The organism is Corynebacterium sp. NPDC104732 (genome assembly GCF_055583565.1).
The window spans coordinates 133,521-147,059 of the sequence record NZ_JBVJNS010000001.1; the positions used below are offsets into that span (position 1 = coordinate 133,521).

Sequence of the window (13,539 nt, forward strand, 5' to 3'; positions counted from 1 at the left end):
GCTTGTGACTGCCCAAGAATCTGCGCTTTCGCTGCGCAACGTGACCAAAAAGTTCGGCACGCACACCGCCGTCAATAATCTTTCCTTCGAGGTTCCCGCGGCCTCCGTCGTTGCCCTCCTCGGTCCCAATGGTGCGGGCAAAACCACGACGATTGAAATGTGCGAGGGTTTCCAACGTCCGGACAGCGGGACTATTTCGGTGCTGGGCCTAAACCCGGTGACGCAGGCCGGCCAGGTCCGCCGCCGAATCGGGATCATGCTGCAAGGTGGGGGCGCGTATCCAGGAATCCGGGTGGGCGAAATGATGCGGCTGGTGGCGTCGTATAGCGCGCGCCCCCTCGACTCCGATTGGCTGCTGGACCTTGTTGGGCTGGCCGAGCACCGTCGCACCGCCTATCGACGTCTCTCCGGCGGGCAGCAGCAGCGACTCTCGCTGGCGCTTGCCCTGGTCGGCCGTCCGGAGCTGGTGTTCTTGGACGAACCGACCGCCGGGATGGACGCCCAATCGCGACTACTGGTGTGGGATCTGATCAACCAGCTGCGGGCCGACGGCGTAACCACCGTCCTCACTACTCACCTGATGGACGAGGCGGAGGCACTAGCCGACAACGTGGTCATCATTGACCAAGGCAGCGTGGTTGCCAGTGGCACTCCCGCGCAGCTGATGAAGGCGCGCGACGCGGAGATTATGCGGATCCACGTGGATACCGTGGACGCGCTGGACGTCGATGTACTGCAGCGAGAGCTCGTTTCCTTCGGCGCGCAGGTAGAGGCCGTGAAACCGCACTCTTATCGTCTCCTCGGCGAGGTAACCCCTGCGCTGCTCGCTGCGCTGACCGCCGAGGCCGCGCGGCAGGGCGTGCTGATTCGATCAATCGGGGTCGATGCCGGATCCCTAGAAGAAGTCTTTTTGGACCTCACCGGACGGGATATGCGGAGGTAAATTGACATGACCAAGAACCACACCTTTAGCGATGGCACCTTCACCCCGGACCCGCGCCACGCCAGCGTGCCGGTGATGATCGCGGCGCAGGCTCGCATCGAGGCCACACTATTCCTTCGCCACGGCGAGCAGCAGCTGCTGTCTCTGATCATCCCCGCTGCCTTGCTCATTGGGCTGTCGCTTACCGACGTCCTGGGCCTGGACTCCCCCGTCCACACCGTGTTCCCGTTCACGCTCGCCATTGCGGGCATGAGCGTCGGATTCACTGGCCAAGCCATCGCGGTAGCTTTCGACCGGCGCTACGGTGCCCTAAAACGGATCGGGGCCTCAGGGGTGCCTTCGTGGACTATCATCCTCGGAAAAGTGGTGGCCGTGGTGGGCGTATCGATCGTCCAAACACTTATTCTGGGTGCCATTGCGCTGGCTATCGGCTGGACGATGCCCCTGAGCGGGATCCTTCCGGCCGCGGTTGTGATGTTGTTCGGTGTGGGCACGTTCACCGCTGTCGGCCTGCTGCTCGGTGGTACCTGCAGCTCTGAGGTGGTCCTCGCTGTGGCCAACACCCTGTGGTTCCTGCTGCTCGGTTCAGCCGCCTACTTCGTGTTGCGGGCCAGCGGGCCGATTCCGACCGCCGCGCTTATCATCCCATCAGTGTCCTTCGCCGATGCGCTGCAGCAGGCGCTAACCGGCAGCATCGCGTGGCTGAATCTGCTGTTGTTAAGTTTCTGGGCGATCGCGGGTATGGCGGCTGCCACCAAGCTGTTCCGATTCAGCTAACCCAAATGTGGTGAGAGTTACGCGGTGGCTCCCTGATCCGATGGGCGGTTTTCCAGCCACACCAGATAAGATAAGCAAGCGTGTATACTCCCTTGCCAAAAGATAACAAGCCGATGAAAACCCAGCTCGCACTGGCACTTGCGGTTCTCATCGGACAGATCTCTATCACCGTCACTGGCGCAATTGTCCGCGTGACCGGTTCCGGCCTCGGCTGCGATACCTGGCCGAACTGCCACCCCGGCTCACTGGTTCCAGTGCAAGGTGCAGCTCCAGCGCTCCACCAGGCTATCGAATTTGGTAACCGTGGCTTGGCCATCGTCCTGGGCCTCATCACCGTCGCCCTCCTGGTCGCTGTCTACGCCGGCAAACGCCACTCACTGATCAAACTTCACGCCTGGTACCAGGTAATCGGTGTGGTCATCCAGGGCGTGATCGGGGGTATTTCTGTGCACCTCGACCTGAAGTGGTGGGCAGTTGCCCTGCACTTCCTGCCATCGATGATCCTCATCTGGCTGGCCGTGCTCCTGTACGAGCACGTTAAGGCACCAGACGAGGGGGTGGACGAGTGGCACTACCCACGCCCACTGCGCCTCCTCGCCGTCGGCTCCGCCGTCGCTCTAGCTGCCGTTCTCACCACTGGAACCATGGTCACCGGCGCTGGCGTCCACTCCGGTGATGCCGGGGACGGCATGGAAGGTCGCCTCGAAGTGGACATCGCTGAAATGGCGCACATTCACGCCCACTTCATGTACCTCTACCTCGGTCTCACTATCGGCCTGGTGGTCGCTCTTCTCACTGTGAAGGCTTCCCAGAAGGCTATGAAGCTCGGCTACCTCCTCATCGCGTTTATCGTGGTGCAAGCAGCCGTGGGAATCATCCAGTACTGGTTCGGTATCCCGCGGTGGACCGTTCCACTCCACGTCGGTCTTTCTGGTGTTGTGACCGCGTACACTGCCCTGCTCTACGCAGCGGGACGCGTTCGTTCCTAAGCGAGGGGGAAATCGAGCGTACCGATGGGATTTTCGGCCGTTAAACCTCCCATCCGTACGCTCGATTTGTTACTTAACCTGTTTTCAGAGTCAAGTGTGTCTCTGATTCGTGATTTCCGCAGCGTAGGAGCCCTAAAACCTGTGTTTATTCCAGTCGGTGTCCTTCGATACCGCGTTTTGCGCTTGTGGTGGGGTGTGGCGGTGAACAAAACCGACCCTCCTGCCCAGTGGGTGCTGGGCCAGAACCAGGATTCGACGCTGCACCGTCCATGCCCAGTGGCGGGTTAGAGAGCTGATGTTGGCATGGCTGGAAGCAATCGAGAATAAAGCAAGCTGGGAAACAGGCCGACCAGTCCTGTTGTGACAACGCTAGCCCAGCCGAGTGCCAACACAGCATCGGATAGCCACAAAACCCGGGAAGCGTTCCCCGGGTTTCGGTAATTTTTTAGGCTGCACATCTGCTATTTCACTGTTTTGGGGCCGAGATCCGGGGAATGCTTCCCGGGTTTTAGTAAGAAACGTCGGGGCCGTGGCCGAAGCCCCAGCGGGTGAAGTAGCAACGCAAAATGCTGACCAGACACGCTTTTGTCCCCTAACCCCAAAAGCCGGACCTGGTTCAACGCCAGGCCCGGCTTTTTATTTGTTGAGCTAGAACAAGCTGCCGATCGTCTGCAGGCCCAGGAGGGCGTCGACGGACAGCGCCACGAACAGTGCGGCCAGGTAGTTGTTGGAGAGGATGAACAGTGCTAGCGGCTTGGTCTCCTCACCTCGGGATACCTTGCCGTGCAGGCGGGTAGCCATGACGATGAACCACAGGCCAGCAAGCAGCGCGGCAGCGGCGTAGAGCCAGCCGGCTGCGGGAACCAGCAGCAACGATACGATCACAGTGCCCCAGGTGTACCAGAGGATTTGGCGGGTTACCTCATGGGCAGGCTTGACGACGGGCAACATCGGGACCCCGGCGGCCTTGTAGTCTTCTCGGTACTTCATCGCCAGCGCCCAGGTGTGCGGTGGCGTCCAGAAGAAGATGACGAGGAAGAGCACGAGTGGTTGCCACCACTCATAGGCGGTGCCAGCAGGGAGATTGTCCTTGATCACTGCCCAGCCGACCATCACGGGCATACAGCCGGCGGCGCCACCCCAGACGATGTTCATCGGAGTGGAGCGCTTGAGCCACTTGGTATAGACGAAGATGTAGAAAGCGATGGTGGCCATCACAAAGACCGCGGCCAGCAGTGAATGGCAAAGCAGCCACAGCCACAGGAAGCTCACGACGGTGAGCGTCCACGCAAAGATGGTGGCGGCGCGGTTGGAAACCGTCGCCTTCGCGAGTGGTCGTTTCCGGGTGCGGCCCATCAGCTTGTCAATGTCCGAGTCCGCAACCATGTTGAAGGTGTTGGCTGCCGCGGCACCCATCCAGCCACCGACGACCGTCAGCAGGATGAGCAGGGCGTGGTTTTCACCTCGGTCAGCCTGCAGCATTGCAGGAATAGTGGCAACCAAAAGGAGTTCAATCACTTTGGGCTTTGTCAGAGCGATATAAGCCTTGATTGTCTCCAAGGGACTTCCTCCAGCAGTGTATTTGTTTAAGTATGTGTAGTCGCATGTCGACGCTACGCCAGTTGTGGACATGAACGCCACTAGAATTAGTCGTGTCGCAACTATAAAAAGTTCCCGGGGGTAGAAATGTCAACTGGAACATGGTAGCCCCATCCCACCAGTTCTGACGAATCGTCTTACCCCTCCGGCACTTTTCACTAAACTAGTCCTCGTTATCTGTACGCGACACGTAACAGTCGTCGTGCACCCTTGTCACCGACCCGAAAGTCGAGGAAAAACCGTGGCACTGTCGCCTGAACTCCAAGCTCTCACCGCGCGAAACTACCCATCTGACTGGACTGATCTGGATACCAAGGCGATTGATACCACCCGCATCCTCGCTGCCGACGCCGTGCAGAAGGTGGGCTCCGGTCACCCAGGTACCGCCATGAGTCTGGCCCCACTGGCGTACACCCTCTACCAGCGTGTGCTCAACCACAACCCTAATGACGCCGAGTGGGTGGGCCGAGACCGCTTCGTGCTTTCCTGCGGTCACACCTCACTCACCCAATACATCCAGCTGTACCTGGCAGGGTTCGGCCTGGAAATGGATGACTTAAAGGCCCTGCGCACTTGGGACGCCCTTACCCCAGGCCACCCGGAGTACGGCCACACCAAGGGCGTGGAGATCACCACCGGTCCACTCGGACAGGGCCTGGCCTCCGCCGTCGGCATGGCGATGGCAGCCCGCCGCGAACGTGGCCTGCTCGAACCTGAGGCTGCCCCTGGTGAGTCCATCTGGGATCACTTCATTTACGTCATCGCCTCCGACGGCGATGTTCAGGAAGGCGTCACCTCGGAAGCCTGCTCCCTCGCCGGCACCCAGCAGCTGGGTAACCTGATCGTGTTCTGGGATGACAATCGCATCTCCATCGAGGACGACACCAACATCGCGTTCACCGAAGATGTGTGCGCCCGCTACCGCGCCTACGGCTGGCAGGTGCTGGAGATCGAGGGTGGCGAAGACGTTTCGGCGATCCTCGATGCCGTCGAGAAGGCTAAGGCAGAGACGCAGCGCCCGACCTTCATCCGGGTGCGCACCATCATCGGCTACCCTGCCCCCACCATGATGAATACCGGTGCGGTCCACGGCGCAGCTCTCGGTGCGGAGGAGGTCGCCGCGACCAAGCGCGAACTGGGCTTTGACCCGGAGCAGGACTTCTTCATCGAAGACGAGGTCCTCGCCCACACCCGCAAGGCCGCCGACCGCGGTGCCAAGCTGCAGGCCGAGTGGCAAGAGCGTTTCGACGCCTGGGCTGCCCAGTACCCGGAGCGCAAGGCTTACTTCGACCGTACCCAGGATCGCGAACTGCCCGCAGGCTGGGCCGATGAGCTCCCCACCTGGGACGCTGATGCCAAGGGCCTTGCAACGCGTAAGGCATCCGAGGCCACCCTCCAGGCACTTGGCGCTACCCTGCCGGAGCTGTGGGGCGGTTCCGCCGATCTGGCTGGTTCCAACAACACCGTGATCAAGGGAGAGAAGTCCTTCGGTCCGGGAGAAATTTCCACCGATATGTGGTCCACTTCCCCGTATGGCCGTAACCTGCACTTCGGCATCCGTGAGCACGCTATGGGAGCGATCCTGAACGGCATGACGCTGCATGGCCGTAATCTGCCATACGGGGGCACGTTCCTGATTTTCTCTGAGTACATGCGTCCAGCCGTGCGCCAAGCCGCCCTCATGGGCATCGACACCTATTATGTGTGGACCCACGACTCCATCGGCCTTGGTGAGGACGGTCCTACCCACCAGCCTGTCGAACAGCTCGCTGCGCTGCGTGCCATCCCACAGATGACCGTGTTGCGCCCAGCCGACGCCAATGAGACCGCAGCGGCATGGAAGTGCGCGATCGAAGCGCCAGCAGGACCTAAGGGACTGGCGCTCACCCGCCAGAATGTTCCCGTTCTTGAGGGGACCAAGGAGAAGGCGCTGGAGGGCGTCGCTAAGGGCGCTTATGTGCTCGTCGACACCGACGGCACTCCTGACGTCATCATCATCGCCACCGGCTCCGAAGTGCAGCTCGCCGTCGCCGCTGCGGCCGAGCTCGCCGCCGAGGGCACCAAGGCGCGCGTCGTGTCCATGCCGTGTATGGAGTGGTTCCTGGCGCAAGACGCGGATTACCGCGAGCAGGTGCTGCCTTCTGCGGTCACCGCTCGGGTATCTGTCGAAGCTGGCATCGCTATGCCATGGCACCGCTTCCTCGGTTCTCAAGGCAAGGCCGTCTCCCTGGAGCACTTCGGTGCCTCTGCGGACTTTGCCACCCTGTACCGCGAATTCGGTATCACCACCGAGGCCGTCGTCGCCGCTGCCCTCGAAACCTTGAAGGGATAACCCATGACTCAAGTAGATAAGCTCGCTCAGATTGGTACCTCCGTGTGGCTGGACGATCTGTCCCGCGACCGACTCACCTCCGGCAACCTGCGCGACATGATCGCCACCACCGGGATCGTGGGAGTGACCACCAACCCGGCAATTTTCGCCTCCGCCATGACTGCCGGCACTGCCTACGACGCCCAGATCGCCGAGCTGAAAAGCAACGGTGCCACGGTGGATACCGCGGTGTACGACATGGCTATCGACGACGTCCGCGCAGCCTGCGACGAGTTCGCCGAAATCTACGAGCGCACTGGCGGTGTAGACGGCCGGGTCTCCATCGAAGTAGACCCGCGCCTGCACGCGGACCGCGACGCCACCCTCGCCCAAGCCCGCGAACTCTATGAGCGGGTCGGTCGCGAAAACGTCATGATCAAGATTCCGGCCACCCCGGAATCCCTGCCAGCAATCTCCGACGCGCTGGCCGAAGGGATCAGCGTCAACGTCACGCTGATTTTCTCGGTCGCGCGCTACCGAGAGGTCATCGCCGCGTTTATCGACGGCATTACCCGCGCACACGAAGCAGGCCACGATGTGTCCCGCATCCACTCGGTGGCTAGCTTCTTTGTCTCCCGCGTGGATTCCGAGATCGATGCGCGCCTGGATGCGATTGGCACGGAGGAAGCACTCGCGCTGAAGGGCAAGGCCGGCATTGCGAATGCCCACCTGGCTTACGCGGCATTCGAGGAGTTGTTTGCGGATGCCGAATTGCCGGCAGGGGCACATGTGCAACGGCCGCTGTGGGCGTCGACAAGCGTGAAAAACCCCGATTACCCCGCCACGATGTACGTCACGCAGCTCGCCGGACCGAACACGGTGAACACCATGCCGGAGCCGACGCTACGCGCTGTGCTCGACGGCACCGACGTCACCTCCGACACCCTGACCGATCAGGGTGAGGCCGCATCTGAGCTGTTCACCCAGCTGCTGGCGGTGGGCATCGACACCGAAGACGTGTTTACGGTGCTGGAACGCGAGGGCGTGGAGAAATTTATTAGCAGCTGGAATGACCTGCTAACTTCGATGGAAGGTCAACTAGCCTAAGATAGCTGGTTGGCATTGTCACCACCACCGGAAAGGCTAAGGCGTACCCTACATGAGCAAGCACTGGGTGAATCCCCTCAAGGATCCACAAGATAAACGTTTGCCAAGAATCGCTGGGCCTTCCGGCATGGTGATCTTCGGAGTGACGGGCGACTTAGCCCGCAGAAAATTGCTCCCCGCTATCTACGACCTCGCCAATCGCGGACTGCTGCCTGCCGGTTTCGCTCTCGTCGGCTTCGGACGGCGCGACTGGTCCAAAGCAGACTTCGAAGACTACGTCCACGAGGCCGTCCGCGCCGGTGCGCGCACCGAATACCGCGCCAACGTGTGGGAACGCCTAGCCGAGGGCATGCATTTTGTCTCCGGAAACTTTGACGACGACGCAGCCTTCGACGCCCTAGCCCAACAACTCGCAGACCTGGATGCCTCACGCGGCACCGCAGGTAACTGGGCGTTCTACCTGTCCGTGCCCCCTAACTTCTTCGACGACGTCGTTCACCAACTGGACCGCTCCGAAATGGCACGAGGCAGCGACGGGTCCTGGCGCCGCGTCATCATTGAAAAGCCCTTCGGCCACGATCAAGCCACGGCCCGTGACCTCAACCGGGTGGTCAACTCCGTGTTCCCGGAGGACTCGGTGTTCCGCATCGACCACTACCTGGGCAAAGAAACGGTGCAGAACATCATGGCGCTGCGCTTTGCCAACCAGCTTTTTGATCCGCTGTGGAACGCGAACTTTGTGGACCACGTGCAGATCACCATGGCTGAAGACATTGGCCTTGGCGGGCGCGCTGGCTACTACGACGGCATCGGCGCCGCCCGGGACGTCATCCAGAATCACCTGCTGCAGCTCCTCGCCCTCGTGGCGATGGAAGAGCCGATTATCTACAACCCGCGGGAGCTGCGCGCCGAAAAAATCAAGGTGCTGCGCGCCACCGCCCCGGTGTACCCACTGTCCAAGTCCACGGCCCGAGGCCAGTACACTGCGGGCTGGCAAGGCTCGGAGCGCGTGGTGGGCTTGCGCGACGAGGATGGCTTTGATCCGGAATCGAACACCGAGACGTTTGCCGCCTGCACGCTCCAGATCAATTCTCGTCGCTGGGCCGGCGTGCCCTTCTACCTGCGCACCGGCAAGCGCCTCGGCCGTCGCGTCACGGAGATCGCAGTGGTGTTCAAACAAGCGCCACACTTGACTTTCGATGAGCAGATGACCTCCGCGCAGGGACCAAACGCGCTGGTGATCCGGGTGCAGCCTGATGAAGGCGTGCTCATGCGCTTCGGTTCGAAGGTTCCAGGCTCCACCATGGAGGTTCGTGATGTGAACATGGACTTCGCCTACTCCGAGGCGTTTACCGAGGAATCCCCGGAGGCCTACGAACGCCTCATCCTGGACGCACTGCTGGATGAAAACTCCCTCTTTCCCACCAACGAGGAAGTCGAGCTCAGCTGGGCGATCCTCGATCCGATCCTGGAGTATTGGGAGAACCGTGGCAAGCCCGAAGATTACCCGGCAGGTACGTGGGGGCCGGAAAGCGCTGACCGCATGATGGCCCGCGACGGTCGCACCTGGCGTCGTCCCTAGCAGGCCCAAGGAGCAACGATGATTTTTGAACTGCAAAACACCAGCACCCGGGACATCGCCAAGCAACTAGTGGCGATCCGTGAGATGGGCAACCAGGTCACCACCGGTCGTGTCCTGACGTTGATTGTGGTCACCGACGGCGCCACCGATTTGGAGGACATCCTCCATTCGATCAACGACTCTTCCGGGGAACACCCAGCCCGTGTGCTGGTGTTGGTCACCGGCGACGTTACGGCCCCAACCCAGCTTGACGCTCAGATTCGGATCGGTGGCGACGCCGGTGCGTCCGAAGTGATCATCATGCAGGTCACCGGCGAGATCGTGGAACACCTCGCTTCCGTGGTCACTCCCCTGTTGCTGCCGGACACCCCGATCGTCGCGTGGTGGCCGACGAGCGCGCCGAAGCAGCTGGCCCATGATCCAATCGGTCAGATCGCGCAGCGCCGCATCACCGATGTCGCGCACGATCCGAGCCCCACGGCAGCTTTGGCCCGCCGTAACCACTACGCTCCCGGTGATTCGGACTTGAGCTGGTCCCGCCTGACCCCATGGCGTGGGGTGCTTGCTTCCGCTCTGGATCAACCGCCACACGAGCAGGTGACCTCCGTGGACATCTATGGGCCTAAAGACCCGGCGGTTAACATCGCAGCTGGCTGGTTGGCGGACCGGCTGGCATGCCCAATCAGGCTGCACCGCACCTCTGACGCCTGCGAAAGCGTGGATTCCAACGGCGAGCTGTGCCACCCGATTTCCAAGATCGAGCTGCACCGGGAGTCGGGGCCGGTCGTCGTCGAGGTGGCGGACGCGCACACTATGTCGGTACAGTTGCCGCACTGTCCGCCGTCGCTCGTGGCTATCGGGCGACGTGCGCTTTCTGACAGCCTCGCTGAAGAGCTGCGCCACCTCGACCCCGACAATGCCTATGCCAAGGCCCTGCGTGGCCTCTACCGTGTACAGGAGATGTCATGAGCGTGAACGTTGTCCCCGTCGCCGATCTGGACGCTCTCGTCGCCCGCGCAGCGTCCGACGTCATCGACGTTGTCACTCGGGCGCAGGCCGGTGCAGGACTTTACGACGACGGTGTGGCCCGAATCGTCCTCACCGGCGGTGGCGCCGGTATTGGGCTGCTCAGCCGCCTACGGGAACTTGACTGGGCTGCCCAGCAGCAACCCGACTTCCCAGCGCTGCGGATCGACTGGTCCCGCGTCCACATCTTTTTTGGCGATGAGCGCGCAGTCCCAGTCGACCACCCTGACTCCAACGAAGGCCAGGCCCGGGCAGCGCTGCTGGACCACGTTGCTGTCACCGACGACTTCGTGCACTCCTACCAGCTTGGTGAACTGTCCCTAGCCGAATCCGCAAAGTGGTACAGCCAAGAGATCGAAACCTGGGCACCGCAAGGATTTGACCTGCACTTACTTGGCATGGGCGGAGAAGGCCATATCAATTCCCTCTTCCCCCACACCTCCGCCGTGAATGAGAACGAGGCGTTGGTCGTGCCAGTCACTGACTCCCCGAAGCCACCCGCCGAGCGCGTGTCCTTGACGATGCCAGCAATCCGGCAGGCAGACGCCGTGTGGCTGCTTGTTGCCGGTGCGGAAAAAGCCGAGGCAGCCCGCCACGTGATCGAAGGGGCGGACTACCGCGAGTGGCCGGCCGCTGGCGCTATCGGTCGCCGTGATACGCGCCTGTATTTGGCGAAATAGCGGTAGCACCCCGGATTTAGCGTGCGGTTGGGACGATTTCAGCATCAGAAATCCCATCGGTACGCTAGATTCCGATGGAAAAGCCCCTCGGTATCCGAGGGGCTCGATGTCATTTTAGGCTAGCTGTACGCCTGCAGCAAGTTCAGGCCTACGATGCAGACAATCCAGATCATCGCGGTAATGATGGTGAAACGATCCAAGTTCTTTTCCACCACGGTGGAACCAGCGAGGTTGGATTGCATACCGCCACCGAACAGGCTGGACAAGCCGCCACCCTTGCCTTTATGCAGCAGGACCAAGATAGTCATGATGATGCTGGCTGCAACAAGAATGATCTGAAGTGCGAGGGCCATGAACGGTTCCTTCTAAATGTAAAAAGCAATTAACTTCAGCCATTGTACACGAGGCACTTTGGCTGAAGTTAACTAACGCGCGGAGAGTTTAGACAGCTGCTGCCGCTGCGGCACACAGTTCACCGAACTGCTCGCCGTCCAGCGAAGCGCCACCAACCAGACCACCGTCAACGTCCGGCTGGGAAACCAGCTCTCCGACGGAATCAGTCTTGACGGAGCCACCGTAGAGGATACGGATTCCTTCCGCGACCTCAGCGCCAGCGAGCTCTTCGATGGCACCTCGGATGGCGGCGCATACTTCCTGAGCGTCCGCTGCTGAGGCGACCTTGCCGGTGCCGATCGCCCACACAGGCTCGTAGGCAATAACGACCTTGGACAGGTCCGCAATGCCAGCCAGGGATGCCTTGGTTTGCTCCACCACGAAGGAGACGTGGTTGCCCGCTTCACGGACATCCAGCTTCTCACCCACGCACACGATTGGGGTTATCTCGTGCTTGATGGCGATCGCGGCCTTGGCTGCGACGAGTTCGTCGGACTCGCCGTGGTACTCACGGCGCTCGGAGTGGCCGACGACCACCCAGGTGCAGCCCAGGGCCTTGAGCATCTCGGCAGAGACCTCGCCGGTGTAGGCGCCGGACTCGTGCACGGAGACGTCCTGAGCACCGTAGGTGAACTCCAGTTTGTCGCCGTCGACGAGGGTCTGGATGCTGCGAATGTCGGTGAACGGAACCATAAGGGCAACGTCAACCTTTTCGTAGCGGTCTTTAGGCAGTTTGAAGGCGAGTTTCTGCGCGCTTCCTACTGCCTGCAGGTGGGTCAGATTCATCTTCCAGTTGCCAGCGATCAGTGGCTTACGGGACATGTGTTTCTTACCTTTCTATGCCAGCGCCGCGACGCCTGGCAGTTCCTTGCCCTCAAGGTATTCGAGGGAAGCGCCACCGCCGGTGGAAATGTGGGAGAAGCCGTCCTCGTCGAGGCCGAGAACGCGGACAGATGCAGCAGAATCGCCACCGCCGACAACGGAGAACGCGCCGTTAGCGGTGGCATCGATGATTGCCTGTGCGACGCCACGGGTACCGTCAGAGAATGCTTCGAACTCGAACACGCCCATTGGGCCGTTCCAGAAAATGGTCTTAGCAGAACCCAGAACAGCTGCGAACTTCTCCACGGACTTTGGTCCGATGTCCAGAGACAGCTGACCCTCAGGGGTGTCTTCCAGACCGGTGATGGTCTTAGGAGCGTCAGCGGAGAACTCAGGAGCCCAGGCAAGGTCGATTGGCAGGTTGATCTTGTCGCCGTAGCGTGCCAGCAGATCCTTACAGGTCTCGAGCATTTCTTCCTGCAGCATCGACTTTTGGACGTTGTAGCCCTGAGCTGCGAGGAAGGTGTAGCACATCCCGCCACCGATGATCAGGGCGTCAGTCTTTGGTGCGAGTGCTTCGATTACGCCGAGCTTGTCGGAGACCTTAGAACCGCCCAGCACCACCACGTATGGCGCCTGTGGCTCGTCGGCGATCTTCTTCAGCACGTCGATCTCGGTTTCCACGAGGCCACCGGCGTAGTGCGGCAGGCGCTTGGCTACGTCGAAGACGGATGCCTGAGCGCGGTGGACCACGCCGAAGCCGTCGGACACGAATGCGCCGTTATCACCGGTCAGGGCAACCAGTTGGTCTGCGAACTCACCACGCTCTGCCTCATCCTTGGAGGTTTCCCGGGCATCGAAGCGGACGTTCTCCAGGAGGAGCACGTCGCCGTCGTTAAGGCCGTTCGCACGCTCGTGAGCGTCCTCGCCTACCACATCGCCAGCCAGGGCTACATACTGACCGAGGGCCTCGGACAGTGCCTCGGCACAAGGAGCCAGGGAGAACTTAGGGTTCACCTCGCCCTTTGGGCGACCCAGGTGAGCCATGACGATGACGCGGGCGCCCGCCTCTGCGAGAGCCTTGATGGTGGGCAATGAGGCGTTGATACGGCCTGGGTCGGTAATCTCGCCGGCGTCGTTGAGAGGAACGTTGAGGTCGGAGCGGACGAGGACGTTGCGGCCTTCAACGCCTTCGGCAAGCAGGTCTTTGAGGTTCTTCATGTGTTAAATTCTCCTGAAATTGGGCTAAACAGGCAGCTGGCCCGCAGCCTGTCGAAGGCGCGGGCCACTACTGATCAAGTCTAGCGAAA

Annotated in this window: 12 protein-coding genes; 8 read left to right on the forward strand and 4 right to left on the reverse strand. The window is 61.2% G+C overall.

Annotated features, from left to right (window positions below):
• The first annotated feature begins 4 nt into the window (after positions 1–4).
• The 3 genes from ACZ6ZO_RS00635 to ACZ6ZO_RS00645 all read left to right on the forward strand — a co-directional run bounded on the left by ACZ6ZO_RS00635 (position 5) and on the right by ACZ6ZO_RS00645 (position 2,709).
• Positions 5–943 carry an ABC transporter ATP-binding protein gene (locus ACZ6ZO_RS00635; protein ID WP_465289819.1) on the forward strand — a complete coding sequence of 313 codons (939 nt, stop codon included), beginning with the start codon at positions 5–7 and terminating at the stop codon, positions 941–943.
• Between the two features lie 6 nt (positions 944–949).
• The gene (locus tag ACZ6ZO_RS00640) at positions 950–1,720 is read left to right on the forward strand and encodes an ABC transporter permease (protein WP_182386176.1); all 771 of its coding nucleotides are present in this window, start codon (positions 950–952) and stop codon (positions 1,718–1,720) included.
• 80 nt (positions 1,721–1,800) lie between these two features.
• The gene (locus ACZ6ZO_RS00645; protein WP_465289821.1) at positions 1,801–2,709 is read left to right on the forward strand and encodes a COX15/CtaA family protein; all 909 of its coding nucleotides are present in this window, start codon (positions 1,801–1,803) and stop codon (positions 2,707–2,709) included.
• Between the two features lie 648 nt (positions 2,710–3,357).
• On the opposite strand, the gene ACZ6ZO_RS00650 is transcribed toward ACZ6ZO_RS00645, so the two are convergent.
• Positions 3,358–4,269 (reverse strand): heme o synthase, encoded by a 912-nt coding sequence (locus ACZ6ZO_RS00650; protein ID WP_182386180.1) that lies wholly within the window; start codon positions 4,267–4,269, stop codon positions 3,358–3,360.
• Between the two features lie 280 nt (positions 4,270–4,549).
• Here ACZ6ZO_RS00650 and tkt point away from each other — a divergent pair, with 280 nt between their 5' ends.
• The 5 genes from tkt to pgl are packed head-to-tail and all read left to right on the forward strand — an operon-like array spanning position 4,550 to position 11,014.
• Positions 4,550–6,640 carry a transketolase gene (gene tkt / locus ACZ6ZO_RS00655; protein WP_465289823.1) on the forward strand — a complete coding sequence of 697 codons (2,091 nt, stop codon included), beginning with the start codon at positions 4,550–4,552 and terminating at the stop codon, positions 6,638–6,640.
• Between the two features lie 3 nt (positions 6,641–6,643).
• On the forward strand, positions 6,644–7,726 hold the full coding sequence (gene tal, locus ACZ6ZO_RS00660; RefSeq protein WP_465289825.1) for a transaldolase: 1,083 nt from the start codon (positions 6,644–6,646) through the stop codon (positions 7,724–7,726).
• Between the two features lie 52 nt (positions 7,727–7,778).
• On the forward strand, positions 7,779–9,308 hold the full coding sequence (zwf, locus tag ACZ6ZO_RS00665; RefSeq protein WP_182386183.1) for a glucose-6-phosphate dehydrogenase: 1,530 nt from the start codon (positions 7,779–7,781) through the stop codon (positions 9,306–9,308).
• An 18-nt stretch (positions 9,309–9,326) separates the two neighbouring features.
• Positions 9,327–10,277: a glucose-6-phosphate dehydrogenase assembly protein OpcA gene (locus ACZ6ZO_RS00670; protein ID WP_465289827.1), complete on the forward strand. Its 951-nt coding sequence runs from the start codon at positions 9,327–9,329 to the stop codon at positions 10,275–10,277.
• On the forward strand, positions 10,274–11,014 hold the full coding sequence (pgl, locus tag ACZ6ZO_RS00675; protein WP_465289829.1) for a 6-phosphogluconolactonase: 741 nt from the start codon (positions 10,274–10,276) through the stop codon (positions 11,012–11,014). Before ACZ6ZO_RS00670 ends, pgl begins: the two co-directional genes overlap by 4 nt.
• Positions 11,015–11,133: 119 nt before the next feature.
• Here the strand turns inward: pgl and secG are convergent, their stop codons facing one another.
• The 3 genes from secG to ACZ6ZO_RS00690 all read right to left on the reverse strand — a co-directional run bounded on the left by secG (position 11,134) and on the right by ACZ6ZO_RS00690 (position 13,450).
• Positions 11,134–11,367, reverse strand: a complete 234-nt coding sequence (gene secG, locus ACZ6ZO_RS00680; protein ID WP_182386186.1) for a preprotein translocase subunit SecG — start codon at positions 11,365–11,367, stop codon at positions 11,134–11,136.
• 88 nt (positions 11,368–11,455) lie between these two features.
• Positions 11,456–12,229: a triose-phosphate isomerase gene (tpiA, locus tag ACZ6ZO_RS00685; protein ID WP_182386187.1), complete on the reverse strand. Its 774-nt coding sequence runs from the start codon at positions 12,227–12,229 to the stop codon at positions 11,456–11,458.
• Between the two features lie 15 nt (positions 12,230–12,244).
• The gene (locus tag ACZ6ZO_RS00690; RefSeq protein WP_182386188.1) at positions 12,245–13,450 is read right to left on the reverse strand and encodes a phosphoglycerate kinase; all 1,206 of its coding nucleotides are present in this window, start codon (positions 13,448–13,450) and stop codon (positions 12,245–12,247) included.
• Positions 13,451–13,539 lie beyond the last annotated feature (89 nt).

Excerpts from the sequence above, each read along its gene's own strand:
- tal (WP_465289825.1), top strand. The coding sequence starts at position 6,644 with ATGACTCAAGTAGATAAGCTCGCTCAGATTGGTACCTCCGTGTGGCTG.
- ACZ6ZO_RS00640 (WP_182386176.1), top strand. The coding sequence starts at position 950 with ATGACCAAGAACCACACCTTTAGCGATGGCACCTTCACCCCGGACCCG.
- zwf (WP_182386183.1), top strand. The coding sequence starts at position 7,779 with ATGAGCAAGCACTGGGTGAATCCCCTCAAGGATCCACAAGATAAACGT.
- pgl (WP_465289829.1), top strand. The coding sequence starts at position 10,274 with ATGAGCGTGAACGTTGTCCCCGTCGCCGATCTGGACGCTCTCGTCGCC.
- ACZ6ZO_RS00690 (WP_182386188.1), bottom strand. The coding sequence starts at position 13,450 with ATGAAGAACCTCAAAGACCTGCTTGCCGAAGGCGTTGAAGGCCGCAAC.
- ACZ6ZO_RS00670 (WP_465289827.1), top strand. The coding sequence starts at position 9,327 with ATGATTTTTGAACTGCAAAACACCAGCACCCGGGACATCGCCAAGCAA.
- tpiA (WP_182386187.1), bottom strand. The coding sequence starts at position 12,229 with ATGTCCCGTAAGCCACTGATCGCTGGCAACTGGAAGATGAATCTGACC.
- secG (WP_182386186.1), bottom strand. The coding sequence starts at position 11,367 with ATGGCCCTCGCACTTCAGATCATTCTTGTTGCAGCCAGCATCATCATG.